Origin of the sequence: Caballeronia sp. LZ033, assembly GCF_031451265.1 — a bacterium.
Classification (GTDB): domain Bacteria; phylum Pseudomonadota; class Gammaproteobacteria; order Burkholderiales; family Burkholderiaceae; genus Caballeronia.
Genome location: NZ_JARUXQ010000003.1, coordinates 712401 through 729755, shown reverse-complemented (window position 1 = coordinate 729755; position 17355 = coordinate 712401). Strand labels below are relative to the sequence as shown.

Here is a 17355-nt window from a genome sequence, read left to right as displayed (position 1 = left end):
GTGAGGGAATTACCGCGCGTCAAACGCCGCGGACAAACCGCTCGCGCGCTGCACGCTCGCCCGCACCGCCTGCTCGACCAGCGCCATGCCGCCCGCGCTCGCGATCGTCAGGAATCTGCGCGCGCGCGTGATGCCGGTATAGACGAGCTCGCGCGTGAGCACCGGGCTGATCCGCTCGGGCAGCACCAGCGCGGCGTGTGTGAACTCGGAGCCCTGCGACTTGTGCACCGTGAGCGCGAACACGGTTTCGACGGCCTGCAGACGGCTCGGCAGCACCCAATGGATCCGCGACGAGCCATCGCCGGCCGCGAACGCGACGCGCAGCATCGGCTTGCCGTCGCTGTCCGGCCGCGCGAGCGTAATGCCGATGTCGCCGTTCATGAGCCCCAGTTCGTAGTCGTTGCGGGTGACGAGCACCGGCCGTCCCGCATACCACTCGGCGCCCGCGTGAATCAGTTGCTCGTCCTGCAACAACCGCGCAATGCGCCGGTTCAAGCCCTCGACACCCCACGGCCCGCGCCGCAGCGCGCTCAGCAACTGGAACTCGCCATGCGCGCGCAGTACGGCATGCGCCCAGGCGTCGAAGGCGTCGTCATCGGCGTTGGGCGCGGGCTTGCGGTCGTGCATCGTCTGCAGATAATGCCGATAGCCGTGGCGCACGGGCGTCTCGGCAAAGAGGTCGCCGGTCACGCCCGTCGCGGCCACCGCGCCTTCCACAGCCAGCGCCTTCAGCACGGCATCGCCGCGCTCGGGACAGTCCACGTACGCGATGTCGTCATGGCCCTTTGCGAGAATCTTCGCGAGGTCGCTGCCCTTGCCTTCGTTGACCGCATGCGCGAGCTTGCCGATCCCGCTCGTCGACGAAAAGCGGTGGCTCTTGCGCAGCATCGCGATGCCCTGATCCAGCGCGCCGCCCGCCGGATCGATGTAATGCGCGGCAACGCGCTCGCCGCTTGCCGCTTCGAGCCAGGCCTGCGTGGCCGGCGTGTAATGCGCGCGCGCGGCCCGGCTGCACAACTCGCCCAGCACCGCGCCCGCCTCGACCGACGCGAGCTGATCCTTGTCGCCCAGCAGCACGATGCGCGCGCCGCGCGGCAACGCGGCGAGCACCGCGTTCATCATCTCCAGATCGACCATCGATGCTTCGTCGATCACCAGCACGTCGAGCGACAGCGGACGGCCCGCGTGATGGCGAAAGCGCCGCGAGTCCGGCACCGTGCCGAGCAGACGGTGCAGCGTGGTCACGTCGACGGGAATTGCCGCGCGGATCGCTTCGCCTTGGGGAAAGGCATTGAGCGGCAGTTTCGCCACCGCGCCCGCGATCGACTCGTTCAGCCGCGCCGCCGCCTTGCCGGTCGGCGCGGCGAGGCGGATGCGCAACGCGCGCGGCGAGTCGGCGCGCGAGAGCGCCTGGGCCTGCAACAGCGCCAGCAGCTTGACGACGGTCGTCGTCTTGCCGGTGCCCGGCCCGCCCGTCACGATGGCGAACGCGCTCTTCGCGGCCAGCGCGCAGGCCAGCTTTTGCCAGTCGGCATCCGCTTCGTCGCCGGATGCCGTGGGAACGGCGGGAAACAACGCATCGAGCGCATGCCGCAGCGCATGCATGTCGAATGTGTCCTGCACCGTGTCGTCAGCCGTGATGCGGTCATGGATCGCCCTGCACACGTCCTGTTCGTAACGCCAGTAGCGACGCAGATACAGCCGCTCGTCCGAGAGCACGAGCGGCGTGCCGCCCGGCCCATCGCTCAGCAAGGCGGGATGAGCCAGCGCCGTCTGCCAGCGTTCGAGCGTCACGCCCTTGAGCACGCTGGACGGCAGCAGATGCGCGTCGTCGTCTTCCTCAGCGCCGGAGTGGCCGCGGGCAGGTGCGCCATCCGGCGGCAGGGACAAGGCGAAAGTGGGATCGGAGAGCGTCGCGGACAAGTCGAGACACGCATGCCCGCGCCCGAGCTGATGGCTCGCGAACGCCGCCGCCAGGATCAGCAGGCCGGAGGCGTCGTCGGCCTCGCGGGCGAGAAACTGGGCGAAGGCGGCATCGACTTCACGCAGCCAGCCGCGCTGCACCCATTGCGTGAGCAGCTGGATCGCGTCGTGGGCGCTGTCGAGCGCGCGGCGTGCATCGAAAGGAACGGCGGCCGGCGCCGCAAAAAACTGCGTGCTCATTGTGTCTCCAGTCCGGCGGCAAGGGCGTGTTGCTCGCCCATGAACAAGGCATCGAGCCGTTCGATCAGCTCGCGTGGCGGACGCTCCGCGCACACGCCCTGCGACGGCGCATTCAGGCCGCGCACGAACAGGTAGACCGCGCCGCCCATGTGCACGTCGTAGTCGTAGTCCGGCAGGCGCGCCTTCAGCAGGCGATGCAGCGCGAGCAGATAGAGCACCATTTGCAGGTCGTAGCGCGAGCGCAGCATCTGCGCGCGGATCCGCTCGACGGTGTAGTGAGCGTCATCCGCGCCGAGCCAGTTCGACTTGTAGTCCGCCACGTAATAGCGCCCGTCGTCCTCGAACACCAGATCCATGAAGCCCTTCAGCATGCCGTTGAGCTGGGTCTGTTCGAGCGCGGGACGCTCGGCGCCGCCAAAGGTAAGCGCGCACACGAGCCGGTCCAGTTCGAGGGTGTCGACACGCTCGGCCGCGAACCAGAACTCCATTTCGCCGATCGCCGTCTTCAGGCCGGCCAGCGTGAACGACGCCGGCCGCATGCCGTAGTCCGGCTTCAATACGAAAGGCGTCGTGATGATCTGCTGCATCCATGCATTGAGCGGATCGATCCAGCGCTCCCAGCCGCGCACGCTGCAACGCCGGGCGATGACTTCGCGCAGTTCGTCCGGGTCGTTCGCGGTCTGCGCGAAGCCCCGTTCGGCGGCCCATTCGAGCAGGTCATGCAGGAAGCTGCCCTGCTGCGAGCCGCGCGGGAAGTCGTGCAAGGCGGCGGCGGTGTCGCTGGACGGCGCCGGCATGCGCGGCGCGGCGGTTTCCGGCGCGGTGTCGTCTGCGCTGCTCGCCGCGTCTTCGCCATCGCTTTGCGCGTCGCGGATCTCGTTGAACACGTCCTGCCGGCGCGTTTCCGGCTCGACCGTATGCACGCCGCCCACCGTCTTCAGGCTCGAATAGCTGGCGATCCACCATGCTTCGCGCACCACGCGCGCCGAGACGCGGGCCGCGCCGCGCTGCTGCTCCGTTTCATCCGCCTGGAACCATTCGACGCCGGCTTCGGGCGCGGGCAGCAATGCGACGTCGTCCGACGCCGCGAAGCCTTCCTGCAACGCCGCGCCGAGACGCGCCGGCCCGAGCGCATGGCGCCCGTTCAGCAAATAGCCGATCGCGCTGCGCTCCAGCGCCTTGAGCGGCCCGATGCCGAGCCACGTCGCGTAACGCGCCCGCGTCAACGCGACATAGAGCTTGCGCAGGTCTTCGCCGAGGCGTTCGTCGTCGGCGCGCCCGAGCATCTCGCCCGCACCGTCGATGGCGACGTGCAGCGCGCCATCGTCATCGTGCCATTTGATCAGGGTGTCGCCGGCATCGACCTGACGGTAGGCGCAGATGAACGGCAGGAACACGAGCGGATATTCCAGCCCCTTCGACTTGTGGATGGTCACCACCTTGACCAGATCGCCGTCGCTTTCCAGGCGGATCTGGCGCGCATCGCCGCCCGCGCCGTCGCCGGCGGCTTCGCGTTCTTCGTGCAGATGCCGGATCAAACCCTGCTCGCCTTCGATCAGCACGCTGGCCTGCTGCAACAGTTCCGCCAGATGCAGCAGGTCGGTGAGCACGCGCTCGCCGTCGGCGTCCGGGCACGGGGCGTTTGCATCGAGTCCGAGCAGCCGCGCCGGCACGTGGAAGTCGTTCAGGAACGTGCGCAGCATCGGCAGGATGCCCTTCGTGCGCCAGTATTCGCGATAGCCGCGGAATTGCAGCATGCACGCTTCCCAGCGCGCTTCGTCACGGAACAGGGCATCGAGATCGGCGTACGACAGGCCGAGCGTCGTGGTGGCGAGCGCATTGCGCACGAGCCGGCCATCTTCCGGTTCGGCGCACGCCGCCAGCCAGTGCGCCACCTCGCCCGCCTGTTCGCTCGCGTACACCGAGTCCTTGTCGGACAGATACACCGAGCGCACGCCGCGCGCGCCCAGTTCCGCGCGGATCTTGCGCGCTTCATCGCGATTGTTGACGAGCACGGCCATGTCGGCGGGACGCAGCGCGCGCCGTCCCGCTGCGCCTTCGAAGCCCGCCGCGCCGCGCCGGCCGAGTTCGAGCAGCCGCACCATGTCGGTGGCGCACGCCGCCGCCATGCGCTCTAGGTAGGCGCCCTTGGCGAGCGGTTCATCGGCGGCCTCGACGCTGCCGGGTGCGAGCGACCACAGCGTCAGCGCGCGCGGCGTCTCGCCTTCCACGACGAAGCGGTCCTTGCGGCCCTGCGCGTCCACGCTCACGAACGGCACCGGGTTCGTTCCGCCGCGCCGGAACAGGAACGCGCCCGTGCCGTCCTCGCGCGTTTCCGCCAGGTTGAAGCAATGGTTCACCGCGGCGACCATCGCGTGCGTCGAGCGGAAGTTCTTCGCCAGCGTAAACAGCCGCGTGCCGCAGGAGCGCCGCGCCGCCAGGTAGGTGAAGATGTCGGCGCCGCGAAACGCGTAGATGGCCTGCTTCGGGTCGCCGATCATGATGAGCGCCGCGCGGCTGCCGTCGCCGTCGGCATCCTCCATGCGATAGACCGCGTCGAAGATGCGGTACTGCACCGGGTCCGTGTCCTGGAACTCGTCGATCAGCGCGACCGGAAACTGCCGGCGGATGACTTCCGCGAGGCGCGCGCCGTTCGGCCCCTGCAACGCCGCGTCGAGCCGTTCGAGCAGATCGTCGAAGCCCATCTGCGCGCGGCTCGCCTGCTCGTCGCCGAAGCGCTGCGCCACCCAGCGCGCCGCATGCGCGAGGATCGTGCCGCGGCATGCCTTGATCGCATCGAGCCTGGGCATGAGCGTCGCGAGCGCGTCGAACGCTTCGTGCGCGAGCGGCGTCGCGCCGGGCGCGCAGTGCTCCTCGAGTTCGGCAGGCGACAGCCGGCTGATGGCCGTTTTCGTCAGCTTCGGCTCGTGCAGTTCGGGATCGTTCGCCCAGTCGGTCAGCGCCTGGAACCATTTGCGGCAGGTGGCCGGTGCGTACTTCTTCTTGTCGTAGCGTCCTTCCTTGTGCGCCTGGTCGAGCAGGTCCGACATCTCCGCGGGCCACGTTTTCCACGGCTCCTTCAGCGCCGCCCGCAGTTGCGGACGCGCGGCGAGTTCCTCGGCGGGCGTCTTCGCGTCGGGCAGCAGCGCGCTCACATCGAGCAGGTTGCGCAGCGCCTTTTGCAGCGCCTCGGGTCCCGCTGCCCAGGTCGTGACGGCGGCTGCGTCGTCGGCATTGAGCGGCGCCATGAAGGTGCGCCAGTAATCGCGCACCACTTCCGCAAGCAGGTCGCTCTGATCCGTTTCGAGCGTCTGTTCGAACAGGCTGTCGCTGTCGAACGCATGCTCGCGCAGCATGCGATTGCACCAGCCGTGAATGGTCGACACCGCGGCCTCGTCCATCCATTCGGCAGCGAGCGCGAGACGGCGCGCGCACGCGGACCACAGCGCCGGATCGTATTGCTCGCGCAGTTCGTGCAGCAGATCGTCGGCGACGGCGTCCAGCTCATCCTGGAAATAGCGCGCCGCTTCGGTCAGCCGCGCGCGAATACGATCGCGCAGTTCCTTCGTGGCGGCATCCGTGAAGGTGACGACGAGAATCTCCGGCGGCGTGAGCGGACGCGCCGGCGCGTCTCCGTACGCGGCTTCCGGATCGTGGCCGAGCACGAGCCGCACATAAAGCATCGCGATGGTAAAGGTCTTGCCCGTGCCGGCGCTCGCCTCGATAAGACTGCGCCCCGTCAACGGAAAGCGCAGTGGTTCGAGCGGTTGCGGCAACTGGGACAGTTCGGGTGACACGGTCATGCTTCGGCTCCTGCGGCGCTATCAGTGGCGGCGGGGTTGCTGGCGAGCGCGGCGAGCATCGGTTCGAGCATGCGCTTCGCATACGCCATGAACTCGCCAGTCGCGACGAGCGCGTCGTAGTCGGGATAGGCGCGCCGCAGCGACGCGCTCTGCTCCACTTCGCCGAACCTGAACGGCGGACTGCCTTCGTAGGTGGAGCGCGCCTTGCCGTGCGCCGCCGCCTCGCCCTTGCTGCTTTCGAACAGCCACTTGAGCGCCGTGTCCAGCGCGAATGGCAAGGGCCGGGTCATGCCCTCTTCCCACAGCCGCATCAGATCGCCCAGATGCGTGCGCGCGTCCTCTTGCGCGACCGGCGCCATCTCGACCGAGCCCTTCTTGCTCACCACCACCGTCGTCACGGCGCTGTCCAGATTCGCGGCCAGATGCTCGACCCACTGTCCGAGCAGCTTCGCGTAGCGATACTGGCGCTTGTCATCGACGAGCGCGCTGCTCGACAGCAGCAGACGCGCGACGCGGCCTGTTTCGTCGGTGCGCCAGTGGCCGAGCCAGTCGGCCAGTTCGAGCGTGTTCCGCGCGACGCCCGTCGTTTCGAAGCGCACCTCGCGATCGCGCTCGATCACGACCGGCCAGCGTTCGAGCTGCGCGCGCCAGGCTTCGAAGAGCGCGTCCATCGGTTCGAGCAGCTTGCCGCTCACGTGATCGCCGAAACCGCCGCTCGCCAGATCGCCCCGTCTGCGGATGGCCGCCATGACCTTCTCGCGGGTCTCGGCGAGCGCTTCGTCGGTGAGCGGACCGGCGGCCTGCGCCTGGATCAGCTCGTTCTGCAAGGACCATTGCGCGAGATGATCGAGTTCGAACGGCTCTTCGTCGGCGCTGGCGGCTTCTTCGTCGTCGAGCGACACGCGCAGGCGCTGCCGGAAGAAAGTCTTCACCGGACCCTTGGCGAACTCGGACAGCTCGCGCAGCGACAGCGGCTCTTCGCGCTCGGGCAGGTCGAGCGGCGCGTCATCGGCTGCATGGGCGTCGGCGGCAGGCGTCTTGCGCCATTCGCCGGCGTAGGTGAAAAGACGCGAGTCCTCGTCGCGGAAGTAGGCCGCGCTGAACGGTTGCAAGCGATGCTCCACGGTGATGGCGTCGAGCAGGCCGGACTCGTCGATGGACGTCCAGCCCTGCGCCAGGTGATCCCGCAACTGCCCGATCAGCACGGAAGGCGGCCGCTCGGTGTTGTCGTTGATGCTGCGTCCGACCCACGACACATGCAGATGATCCCGCGCCGACAGCACCGCTTCCAGCAGCAGGTAGCGATCGTCCTCGCGCCGCGAACGATCGCCCGGACGATAGTGGCCGCGCATCAGGTCGAAGTCCATCGGCACGCGGGTGCGCGGATAGTCGCCGTCGTTCATGCCGAGCAGGCAGACGCGGCGGAACGGGATCGCGCGCATCGGCATGAGCGTCGCGAACGTGACCGCGCCACCGAAGAAGCGCTGCGACAGTTCGTTCTGATCGAGCTGCGACAGCCAGTGATCCGCGACCACCGACAGCGGCAGCGCGTCTTCCAGCTGCGCCTCCGTGCAGGCGTCGAGCCAGCCTTGCAGCACGCTGTCGAGACGCGCGAAGGTGTAGGCGTCCTCGGCGTCGTCCGAGAAGAAGAAGGTCTCGCGCAGGCCGCGCAAACGCACGGCCCACTCGGCGGGCGTCGCCGGCGTGCCGAGCGTGGTCCATGCGTGATCGAGCGCGTCGAGCAGGCGCGCGAGCGGGCCGAGCAACGCGGCATCCAGGCCGCCGACTTCGCCGAACGGCTCGATGCCCTGCCACGCCGCCGCATCGCTGCCGACGGCGTAGCCGAGCAGCATCCGCCGCAGGCCGAACGCCCAGGTATGCAGCGCGTCGGCTTCCGCTTCCTTCGGCAAGCCGAGACTCGCGCGCTGCTGCGCGTGCAGCCCCCAACGGACGTTGGCGCCGCGCACCCAGGCGCGCAAGCGCGGCAGGTCGGCGGTCGTGATGCCGAAGCGGCGGCGCAGCGCGGGAACATCGAGCAGATCGAGCAGGTCGCTGACCGTGAAGCGCGAACGCGGCAGATCGAGCAGCGTTTCCAGCGCGCCGATCAACGGATCGGCCGCACGCTGGCCGCGGTCGGCGACCGTGAACGGAATATGGCGCGGGTCGCCGCGTTCCAGCAGACCGAACACGGCCTGGATATGCGGCGCATAGCTCTCGATGTCCGGCACCATCACGATGATGTCGCGCGGGCGCAGGGTTTCATCGGCGTTGAAGGCGGCGAGCAACTGGTCGTGCAGGATCTCCACCTCGCGCTGCGCGCCATGGGCGATGTGAAAGCGGATCGAATCATCGAATTCCGGATCGACGGGCGGCCAGGTCTCGCGCGTTTCGTTGAGCGGACGCAGGTCGCGGATGTCGTCCTGCAACTGCTCCAGCATCGTTTCGGCTTCGCGTTCCTCGAACAGGTCGATCCGCTCGCCGATGTTCGTGAATTGCGCGCGATAGCTCTCGCGGGCTTCGGCGCTGTCGAACTCGTCGAGCAGGCCGATGAAGTCGCGACCCTGCTTGCCCCACGACGCGAGCAGCGGATGCGCATGCAGATGCAGTTGGTCCGCGTTCAGTTCGGCGGGCGCACCGGCACGCCGCGTCTGGCGCGAGTGTTCGGCGCGCAGCAGGTCCTTGTCGGGAACGATGTCGGCCCAGTAGTGCGCGCAGGGATTCGGCACGCACAACAGCACCTGGCTCCAGCGCGACAGCGCCGCGAGCGCCTCCAGCGACTGGCGCGGCAGGCTCGAAATCCCGAACACGACGATACGGCGCGGCAAGCCTGCGGGGCGCGTGTCGTGAGGCAAGCTGGCGGCGGCGGCCATGAATGCTTCGTGGACGGCGGCGCGCCCGCCCGTCGATGAAATATCGCCGCTTTCGGCGCCCGGCGACTGCGCCACGTCGTCCAGCAAGGCGCGCCACAACGCGGCTTGCCAGCGCTGCTCGTCGGGCAGCGGTTCGGGTTCGCCGCGCGCGCTGATCGCCACGTCCTCGCCTCGTGCCCACGCCGCGAGCCAGTCGGCGCGATACATCTGATACTGCTCGAACAGATCCGCGAGACGCATGGCGAGCTGATAGCGCTTGCGGAGATCGTCGTCCTCGCTGATGAAGCGCCTGAGCGGCTCGAACCCCGGCTGGCCGGCGAGCGCCGGCACCACGCGGATCAGGCGCCACGCGAGGCGCGTGCGGTCGAACGGCGACACTTCCGCGACCTGCTCCGCGCCCAGCACCGCGCGGTACGCCTTCCAGATGAAACGCGACGGCAGCACGATGTCGAGCGCCGCCGCAATCCCGCAGCCGCCCTCGCCGGTCGCGGCACGCGCGGGCGCGGCGAGCGCGAGCTTGAGCCACTGTGCGATCCCGTTGCTTTGCACGAGGATGGTTTCGTTTTCGAGCGGCGCGAGCGGATAGCGCTTCATCCACTCGACCAGCAAGTCGCGCAGACGCTCGGAACGGTTGCCATGGACGAGCATCAGTCCGGGAGACAGGGAATTCGGGTTCAAGCAGACTCCGTATTGAGTGCGGCGGTAGCAGGCGGACGGCATCGGCTGTCGAGTTGTCGGGCTGTCGAGCTGTCGGCGGGGATCAATTTTAGCGAATGTGCGGAGGCTTCGATTCGCGTGCGGGGCCTTGCGCGAGACCTCGGTATCCAGTGTGAGGGCCAGGTCGGACATTTCGTGTCCGAAGTGCGGAACAGTGGTCTGTCTGGAAGATGCGCGCCACATTCGCGGCAAACCCGGGATGGCGTTCGCGTGCGCCAGTCCTCAAGAATATGAACGCGCCGAAGCGTTGTTTGCGGCGGCGCTGGTACCGATGGAGAGGTGCGGACGTACTGGTCGAACGGGTTGACGGTTGGTCCGCATGATCGAGGAGCCAGGGGGAATTCGAATGCACCGCGTCACGGCGTCTCCATCCTGCTCCACGCCTCCAGCTTGCCGGCCTGTTTCTGCAGCCATTCCAGCGGGAGCGCCGTCGAGCCCCATTCGTTGCTGCGGCTTGCATACTCGCCCAGGAACCAGAAATGCCGCGCGCAGACAAACCGTGCAATCGCCGCGTAATCATTCGGAGACACCGGCGATACCGCGCGATAACCCTCGACGAAACACGTCCATCGTGCCTGCTGCTCTTCGCTGAGCGCCGCCTCCTCCCTGTGCAGCAACATGGCCCAGAGATAGACCGCAAGGTCATAGGCCAGATAACCCGGGCCTCCGCGTCGAAATCGAAGAACGAGCCGATGCGCCGGCCATCCGGAGCGCTCGTCATGAACGTGTTGCCGCCATGACAGTCGCCGTGGCAGACCACCCGGGTCAGTTGCCGCGCCGCCTCGATCTTCGCGACCAGGTCCGCAGCAATCTTTCGCAGACGTTCCGCAAGCGCCTCGTCCGTCGATTCGTGATCCAGCAGCCGCTGCAACGGCCGCATGACGAGATGCCCGAGATCCAGCACATACTGACTCGGCGGACCGTCATAATTTCCCGCCAGACGATGCAGCGTCGCAAGGCTGGCCGCCATCGACTTCGTGTCCTGCAAGTCGACACCGGGAAATTGACCTCCCAGATACTCGAACACGACGAGCGAACGCCGGCCTTCCAGCGCTTCGACTTCGATGCTCAGCGCCCCCGTATTCGTGCCAAGCGGCGCCGCGACATCGCCGCCGGCTTGCTTCAGGTGCCGAAGCAGCGCGGTTTCATACGCGACGTTCGACGCCCCTCTCGCCCGGCGCGAACTCAGCCGGGCAATCTTCTTGTGGCCATCGGCGAAGCGCAGCAGATACACATCGTTGAAACCTCGCCTCAGCAGGCGGCAGGTGAACGGTGCATCGAAGGGATAGGCCGATGCAATGAAGCCGCCCAGCGCGTCGCCGTCTATCGTCGAATACGCCGCACTGAGCGGCCCGGACGATTGCAACTCGAGATCTGTCATGCAGTCGCTCCCCGGTCTGGACTGATCGGGCATTGTGCAGGCATTGGCTTTCAACGAGCCATCGGGGAACGCGACTTTCAGATGCGCTCGAACACCGCCGCGATTCCCTGGCCACCGCCGATGCACATCGTCACGAGCGCATACCGCCCGCCCACGCGCTGCAGCTCGAACAGCGCCTTCACGGTAATCAAGGCGCCGGTCGCGCCGATCGGATGCCCGAGCGAGATGCCGGAACCGTTCGGATTGACCTTCGCCGGATCGAGACCGAGTTCCCGCGTCACCGCGCAAGCCTGCGCCGCAAACGCCTCGTTCGCTTCGATCACATCGAGATCGTTCACCGTGAGCCCGGCGCGCTCGAGCACCTTGCGCGTCGCCGGCACCGGACCGATTCCCATGTAGGCCGGATCGACGCCCGCATGCGCATACGCGACCAGTCGCGCCAGCGGCTGCACGCCGCGCTTCTCCGCGACACTGCGTTCCATCAGCACGACCGCGGCGGCGGCATCGTTGATGCCCGATGCGTTGCCGGCCGTCACCGTGCCGTTCTCCTTCGCGAACACGGGCTTGAGTCTGGCGAAATCGGCGGGTGAAGCGTCGAGGCGCACGTGTTCGTCCGTGTCGAATACGATCTCGCCCTTCTTCGACGGAATCGTCACCGGCAGAATCTGCTCCTTGAAATAACCGCTGGCGATGGCATGCGCCGCGCGGCGATGCGATTCGAGCGCCAGCGCATCCTGCGCCTCGCGCGAAATCTCGTATTTGCGCGCGACGTTCTCGGCGGTCACGCCCATATGGATGCTCTGGAACGGATCATTCAGCGCGCCGACCATCATGTCGACGAGCCGCGCATCGCCCATGCGCTGGCCGAAGCGCGCGGCCGGCATCGAGTACGGCGCGCGGCTCATGCTCTCCGCGCCGCCGCCGATGGCGATGTCGGCATCGCCGAGCAGGATGCCTTGCGCCGCCGAGACGATCGCCTGCAGACCGGAGCCGCACAGACGGTTCACGGTCAGCGCGGGCGCATGCTGCGCGACGCCGCCGTTGAGCGCCGCCACGCGTGCGAGGTACATGTCGCGCGGCTCGGTGTGCACCACATTGCCGAACACGACATGGCCGACCTCGTCACCCGCCACGTCCGCGCGCGACAGCGCCTCGCGCACGACGCGCGCGCCGAGATCGGTCGGGGATAAGTCCTTCAGGCTGCCACCGAATTCGCCGATGGCCGTCCGCACGCCGCTCACAATCACCACATCTCTGCTCAATTTCAGCTCCATCCGAAAGAAGAGTTTGCTGGCCCGTCTTCACGGGGCGTCAGCCTGGAAGATTCATTGCCCGCCCGCGCGCTGAGCCTCGCGCCAGGCAAGCTGCGCCACGCGCGCGAACCGGTCGCCCATGGCGCGCGCGTCCTCGCTGACCGCAGTGCCCCGCGCGACGCGCGCACGGATGCCATGCAGGATCGCCGCAAAGCGGAACATGTTGAAGACGACGTAGTAGTCGAAGTCCGCGATGGCTTCGCGCCCGGTGCGGCGGCAATAGGCCTGCACGTAGGCCGCTTCGTCGGGCAGGCCGAGTTGGGCGAAATCGAGTCCGCCGATGCCGCCCAGGATATCGGTCGGCAGGCGGTACATCATCGCGTGATAGGCGAAGTCGGCGAGCGGATCGCCGAGCGTCGAGAGTTCCCAGTCGAGTACGGCAATGACGCGCGGTTCGACGGCATCGAAGATCAGGTTGTCCACGCGAAAATCGCCATGCGTCAACGCGGTTTCATCGCGCGCGGGCAGATTCGCTTCGAGCCACGCGATGACGTGATCCATGTCCGCATTGCGACCGGCGGCCTCGTCGCTGAGATACTGCCGCGACCAGCGCTCCACCTGCCGCGCCACGTAACGCCCCGGCTTGCCGTAGTCGCCGAGACCGAGCGCGGCATAGTCGAGACGGTGCAGGTCGGCGAGCGTCGCGTTCATCGCATCGAGGTAACGGAACCGTTCCGCCTGCGGCACGTTCGAAAAGCCCGATTCCCAGAAGATCCTGCCGCGCACCCGCTCCATCACGAAGAACGCGCTGCCCAGCACCTGCGGATCTTCGCAGACGCCGAACACCTTCGGCACAGGAAAGCCGGCCGCGCCGACCGCCGCGATCACGCGCGCTTCCCGCTCCACCGCATGAGCGCCCTTCAGCAGCGGACCCGGCGGCTTGCGGCGCAACACATACTCGCGCTCGGGCGTGCGCAGCTGATACGTCGGATTCGATTGCCCGCCCTTGAACTGCTCGACCCGCATCGGTCCGGCGAAACCTTCGACGTGCGCCTGCATCCATTGGCCGAGCGCTGCCTCATCGAAGCGATGCGCGTCGCGCACCGGCCCGGTCCCTGCGAAATTCGCCGCGTCAGACACGATAGCTTCCTCCCAGCGCGGCCCGCTTGATCTTCTTGGCCAGCGACCACTTGTGCACTTCGGTCGGACCGTCGTAGATGCGGAACGCGCGGACCTCGCGGAACAACTGTTCCACGATCGAATCGCGCGAGACACCCGACCCGCCCATCACCTGCACGCAGCGGTCCGCCACCCTGAACAGCGCGTCCGATACCGCGACCTTGGTCATCGAGCTTTCGGTGGTGCCGAGATCGCCCTGATCGAGCACGCCCGCGCACCAGTCGATCATCAGCGCGGCCTGTTGCAGGTCGATGGCGTTGTCGGCCAGCATGAAGCCGACGCCTTCGTGATCGATCAGCCGCTTGCCGAAAGCGTGGCGCTTGCTTGCATAGTCCACCGCGATCTCCTGCGCGCGCACCGCGAGTCCGAGCCAGCGCATGCAATGCGACAGACGCGCCGGCGACAAACGGATCTGCGCGTATTCAAAGCCGCCGTGCACCTCGCCCAGCACCGCGTCCGAGGCCACGCGCAAGCCGCGAATGGCCACGCGCGCATGGCCGCCCGGCATCGAACTGTCGATCGTATCCAGCACCCGCACGATCTCGATGCCCGGATCGGGCAGCGCCACGAGGAACATGGTGGCGCGCGGCTTGTCGCCATCGTCGGTGCGCGCCATGACGATGCCCACTTTCGCCCCGACCGCACCGGTGATGAAGGTCTTGTCGCCGTCGATGATCCACGCGTCGCCGTCGCGCCGCGCCGTGGTTCTGAGCATGCCTGGGTCCGAGCCCGCGCCGCCGTCTTCGGCGGGTTCCGTCATGAAGAACGCCGAGCGCGCCTCGCCTGCGACGAGCTGGTCGAGGTAACGCGTCTTCTGCGCGGGCGTGGCCACTTTGCCGAGCAGGTACATGTTGCCTTCGTCGGGCGCCATCGTGTTGACGGCCACCGGTCCGAGCGGCGATAGCCCCGAACGCTTCAGCACGGCGGCGGTTTCGAGTTGGGACAGATGCGCGCCGTCGGACAGGATGTGCGGCGTCAGCACGCCGGCCTCGCGTGCGAGCGCCCGCAACTCCGCGACCAGTTCCGCCGAAGGACCATGTGGACCGAGGCGGCCATCGCGTTCATATGGAATCACGCGTTCACGAACGAACGCTTCGACGCGGTCCGCGATTTCGCGGCTGCGTGCAGTGGGAGGAGCGGTCAGCATGGGTCGATGGAGTGAGTTAGAGACTGCTGGTCAAGTGGCCGCCATCCGCGACGATGACGGCTCCGGTCATGTAGCGCGATGCATCGGAGGCAAGCAGGAGCAAAGGGCCGTCGAGGTCGTCGAGTTGTCCGAGGCGGCGTTGCGGAATGCGGCGGATCAATGCTTCGCCGGCGGGTGTGCGCCAGAACGCCTGATTCAGTTCCGTCTCGATGTAACCCGGCGCGATCGCATTCACCCGGATGCCATGGCGCGCCCATTCGAGCGCAAGCGACTGCGTCAACTGAACCACGCCCGCCTTCGACACCGCGTACGGCAGCACATTGCCCGCCTGTCTGAGCCCGAGAATCGACGCCACGTTGATGACGGATCCCGCGCGGGCCTTCAGCGCGGGCATCAACGCCTGGGCGACGAAGAACATCGCCTTCAGGTTGGTATCGACAACGGTATCCCAATCGGCCTCGCTCTGCTCGATGGCGGGTTTGTCGATGACCACGCCGGCGTTATTCACGAGCACGTCCAGTGCGCCGATCGACTCGGCCATCTGCTGGCGTGAAGTTGCATCGTTGACGTCGATCTGGATGAAGGATGCGTGGCCGCCTGCTTCCTTCAAGCGCTCGACCTGCTCCGCCAGGACGCCGCCGCGCCGACCGGCGAGAATCACCTCGGCGCCATGCGCAGCGCAGACCGACGCGAAGTGAGCGCCGAGTCCGCTCGATGCACCGGTGATCAGAACGCGCTTCCCTTGCAGGCCGAATGTCTCCTTCGGGGGCATGAAGTCTCCTTATTGTTCTAACCGATTGTTGGACAATATTAAGGAACAAAATCGTTTTGTTCAACTGCTATGATCCGCCGATGAACGCAAAAACCCCCACCCGCTCCGCGTCTGATGACGACGCGCCGGCCGATGCCGACAAGGGCGCCGCTTCCGACGCGGTGTTCCATGGCATCCTGCGCGGTCTCGAAAGCCAGGCTTTCGTGCCGGGCCAACGTCTGGTGGAAGCCGATCTTTCCGCGCGCTTCGGGGTCAGCAGGAATTCGGTGCGCGAGGGTCTGCAACGGCTGGTGGCCGAGGGCGTCATCGAATTGTTGAAGCACAAGGGTGCGGTGATTCGCACGCTCGACGTGCAGGACACGATGGACGTTCTCGACGTCGCTGAACTGATGACGGGTCTTCTTGCACGCGGCGCTGCCCGGAATCACGCCGATGCGCCGCTGGCCAGCAAGGTGCGTCAAAGCCTGCGCGAACTCGCCCGCGCCGACGACGCACGCGACACCCTCGCCTTTACCCTCGCGCGACGGCAGTTTTATCGGGCGCTGCTGGATCTGTCGCGCAATCGCGAACTGAAGCGCCTCTTCCCGACGATTCATATGCCGATCGTGTACGCGCAGCATCGCTTGTCTTCGTTGCAGCAGATCAGGTTGCGCGACTACAAACGCATTGCAAGCGCGGTGCTTGCGGGCAAGGAAGATGAGGCCGAAGCGCTGGCGCGCGAACACGTTCAGACGGTGCGTGCGTGCATTCGGGAGAATTACGCGCGGTTGAGTGAAGTCGGGTGATTCACGCGATTGGACACGAGATTTTCAGAGGGGCCGCCCAAAGAATTTTTCGGCAAGAAAGAACAACTTCTCAAGCGCTTCCTCGTCCGAAGAGCAATTTATATATATGACCTTATCCCAATGTTTGGAGAATTCATGATTCATGTTGAAATAATCACACACCCAGTGTGAGAAGTTTTGAGAAAAATCATCGTCGACGATTTCATCTATTCCACAGATTCTCTTCGTCGATATGAAGTTGTCGATATAGTTCACAACCCCGTCAAAACTGACAATTCGCACATACATTCCAGGGCGCAATTGAATTGCTGAAAATAACGTTTTGATATTCATATCCCTCACCATGGCTGCGAAACGATTCTGTATATGCTCGTCGGCGCGACATCCAATCCCAAATCATTCATTAAATGAGAATATGAGATGCCGCTCGGATTCATGTTATCAAAAACTACGTCTCCGACTCTGATGAATTCATGTATCGGCCCAGAACCCTTAGCCCCCTCTGCAATGATTCCATGCATATCGGAAATCAAATTTCCGCTTGTGCCCAACTCGATTCGCAGATGCTCACCGGCGATACCATTATCTTTCATCAGCTCTTTGAGTTGACCTGCAAACTGCTGGCAATGGAATCTAGCCTTAACCGCATCGCTCAAAGTTGCCGCGAGAGCCTTGGTCTTCGCGATGACGCAAGTCAATCCAAGTGGATCAGCCCAGCCAACGGTGTTAGGCGCGAATTGATATGGATGCGTGCCCCCGAGTAAGCCGATAGGATCCTGACTGATGAACGATGCGGTTTGTGGGTCGAAGTACCGATGCCGGTTATATCTCAGCCCGCTCTCATGGTCCTCGTACTGACCTTGCAACCGGATCGGTTGCTCGATGCGCTCCGTCTCGACCCGATCGACTCCGCCGGTCACGCCGTAGTGTACTTCCCATACGATCTCGCCGTTCGTATTGCGCAGGCGTACTGGCGCGCCGTTCGGGTCGTTTTGGTAGAAGTAAAGATGCTTCGATGAGGCGGACTTTGTCTGCATCGCCAGGGGCTCGAAGCTGCCCAGGTGATAGGCATAGAAGCGTGCTGTGTCGTGTTTGTTCGCAGCGCTCCGTACCTCACCCGCCATCGCATCGCCGTCCCACAGGAACCAGGTTTGCGAACCGTGCTGGCTATGTTTTCCATGCCACGACGCCTCGGTCGCCCGCTTGCCGATGCGCCGTCCCAGCGCGTCATAGCGATACGCCCAGCGCTCGTTGTGCGTGTTCTCGAAGCCCACCAACCTCCCGA

11 protein-coding genes are annotated in these 17355 nt (G+C 66.0%); 1 reads left to right on the top strand and 10 read right to left on the bottom strand.

Annotated elements, in window-relative coordinates; all coding sequences use genetic code 11:
* Positions 1–9 precede the first annotated feature (9 nt).
* The 8 genes from recD to QCE62_RS24445 form a co-directional block, all read right to left on the bottom strand.
* A complete protein-coding gene (recD, locus tag QCE62_RS24480; protein WP_309924093.1) occupies positions 10–2163 on the bottom strand; it encodes an exodeoxyribonuclease V subunit alpha in 2154 nt (717 codons plus the stop codon).
* Positions 2160–5966: an exodeoxyribonuclease V subunit beta gene (gene recB, locus QCE62_RS24475; protein WP_309924091.1), complete on the bottom strand. Its 3807-nt coding sequence runs from the start codon at positions 5964–5966 to the stop codon at positions 2160–2162. The genes recD and recB overlap by 4 nt, the downstream gene beginning before the upstream one ends.
* The gene (gene recC / locus QCE62_RS24470; protein WP_309924089.1) at positions 5963–9514 is read right to left on the bottom strand and encodes an exodeoxyribonuclease V subunit gamma; all 3552 of its coding nucleotides are present in this window, start codon (positions 9512–9514) and stop codon (positions 5963–5965) included. The genes recB and recC overlap by 4 nt, the downstream gene beginning before the upstream one ends.
* 88 nt (positions 9515–9602) lie before the next feature.
* Positions 9603–10934, bottom strand: a complete 1332-nt coding sequence (locus QCE62_RS24465; protein WP_309924087.1) for a phosphotransferase — start codon at positions 10932–10934, stop codon at positions 9603–9605.
* Between the two features lie 77 nt (positions 10935–11011).
* On the bottom strand, positions 11012–12196 hold the full coding sequence (gene bktB / locus QCE62_RS24460) for a beta-ketothiolase BktB (RefSeq protein WP_309924084.1): 1185 nt from the start codon (positions 12194–12196) through the stop codon (positions 11012–11014).
* Between the two features lie 63 nt (positions 12197–12259).
* A complete protein-coding gene (locus QCE62_RS24455; RefSeq protein ID WP_309924082.1) occupies positions 12260–13327 on the bottom strand; it encodes a phosphotransferase family protein in 1068 nt (355 codons plus the stop codon).
* A complete protein-coding gene (locus QCE62_RS24450; RefSeq protein ID WP_309924080.1) occupies positions 13320–14513 on the bottom strand; it encodes an acyl-CoA dehydrogenase family protein in 1194 nt (397 codons plus the stop codon). The genes QCE62_RS24455 and QCE62_RS24450 overlap by 8 nt, the downstream gene beginning before the upstream one ends.
* 16 nt (positions 14514–14529) lie before the next feature.
* The gene (locus QCE62_RS24445) at positions 14530–15285 is read right to left on the bottom strand and encodes an SDR family NAD(P)-dependent oxidoreductase (protein WP_309924078.1); all 756 of its coding nucleotides are present in this window, start codon (positions 15283–15285) and stop codon (positions 14530–14532) included.
* A gap of 80 nt (positions 15286–15365) precedes the next feature.
* On the opposite strand from QCE62_RS24445, the gene QCE62_RS24440 reads away from it, so the two are divergent.
* Positions 15366–16070 carry a GntR family transcriptional regulator gene (locus QCE62_RS24440; protein ID WP_309924076.1) on the top strand — a complete coding sequence of 235 codons (705 nt, stop codon included), beginning with the start codon at positions 15366–15368 and terminating at the stop codon, positions 16068–16070.
* Between the two features lie 24 nt (positions 16071–16094).
* Here the strand turns inward: QCE62_RS24440 and QCE62_RS24435 are convergent, their stop codons facing one another.
* The gene (locus QCE62_RS24435) at positions 16095–16403 is read right to left on the bottom strand and encodes a hypothetical protein (RefSeq protein ID WP_309924075.1); all 309 of its coding nucleotides are present in this window, start codon (positions 16401–16403) and stop codon (positions 16095–16097) included.
* 5 nt (positions 16404–16408) lie between these two features.
* Positions 16409–17355: RHS repeat-associated core domain-containing protein (locus tag QCE62_RS24430; RefSeq protein ID WP_309924073.1), on the bottom strand; the 947-nt coding region annotated here is incomplete at its 5' end.

Bases quoted from the DNA above. Each gene is read 5' to 3' on its own strand.
- QCE62_RS24465 (WP_309924087.1), bottom strand. From the start codon at position 10,934: ATGACAGATCTCGAGTTGCAATCGTCCGGGCCGCTCAGTGCGGCGTAT.
- QCE62_RS24435 (WP_309924075.1), bottom strand. From the start codon at position 16,403: ATGAATATCAAAACGTTATTTTCAGCAATTCAATTGCGCCCTGGAATG.
- recD (WP_309924093.1), bottom strand. From the start codon at position 2,163: ATGAGCACGCAGTTTTTTGCGGCGCCGGCCGCCGTTCCTTTCGATGCA.
- QCE62_RS24450 (WP_309924080.1), bottom strand. From the start codon at position 14,513: ATGCTGACCGCTCCTCCCACTGCACGCAGCCGCGAAATCGCGGACCGC.
- recB (WP_309924091.1), bottom strand. From the start codon at position 5,966: ATGACCGTGTCACCCGAACTGTCCCAGTTGCCGCAACCGCTCGAACCA.
- QCE62_RS24440 (WP_309924076.1), top strand. From the start codon at position 15,366: ATGAACGCAAAAACCCCCACCCGCTCCGCGTCTGATGACGACGCGCCG.
- QCE62_RS24445 (WP_309924078.1), bottom strand. From the start codon at position 15,285: ATGCCCCCGAAGGAGACATTCGGCCTGCAAGGGAAGCGCGTTCTGATC.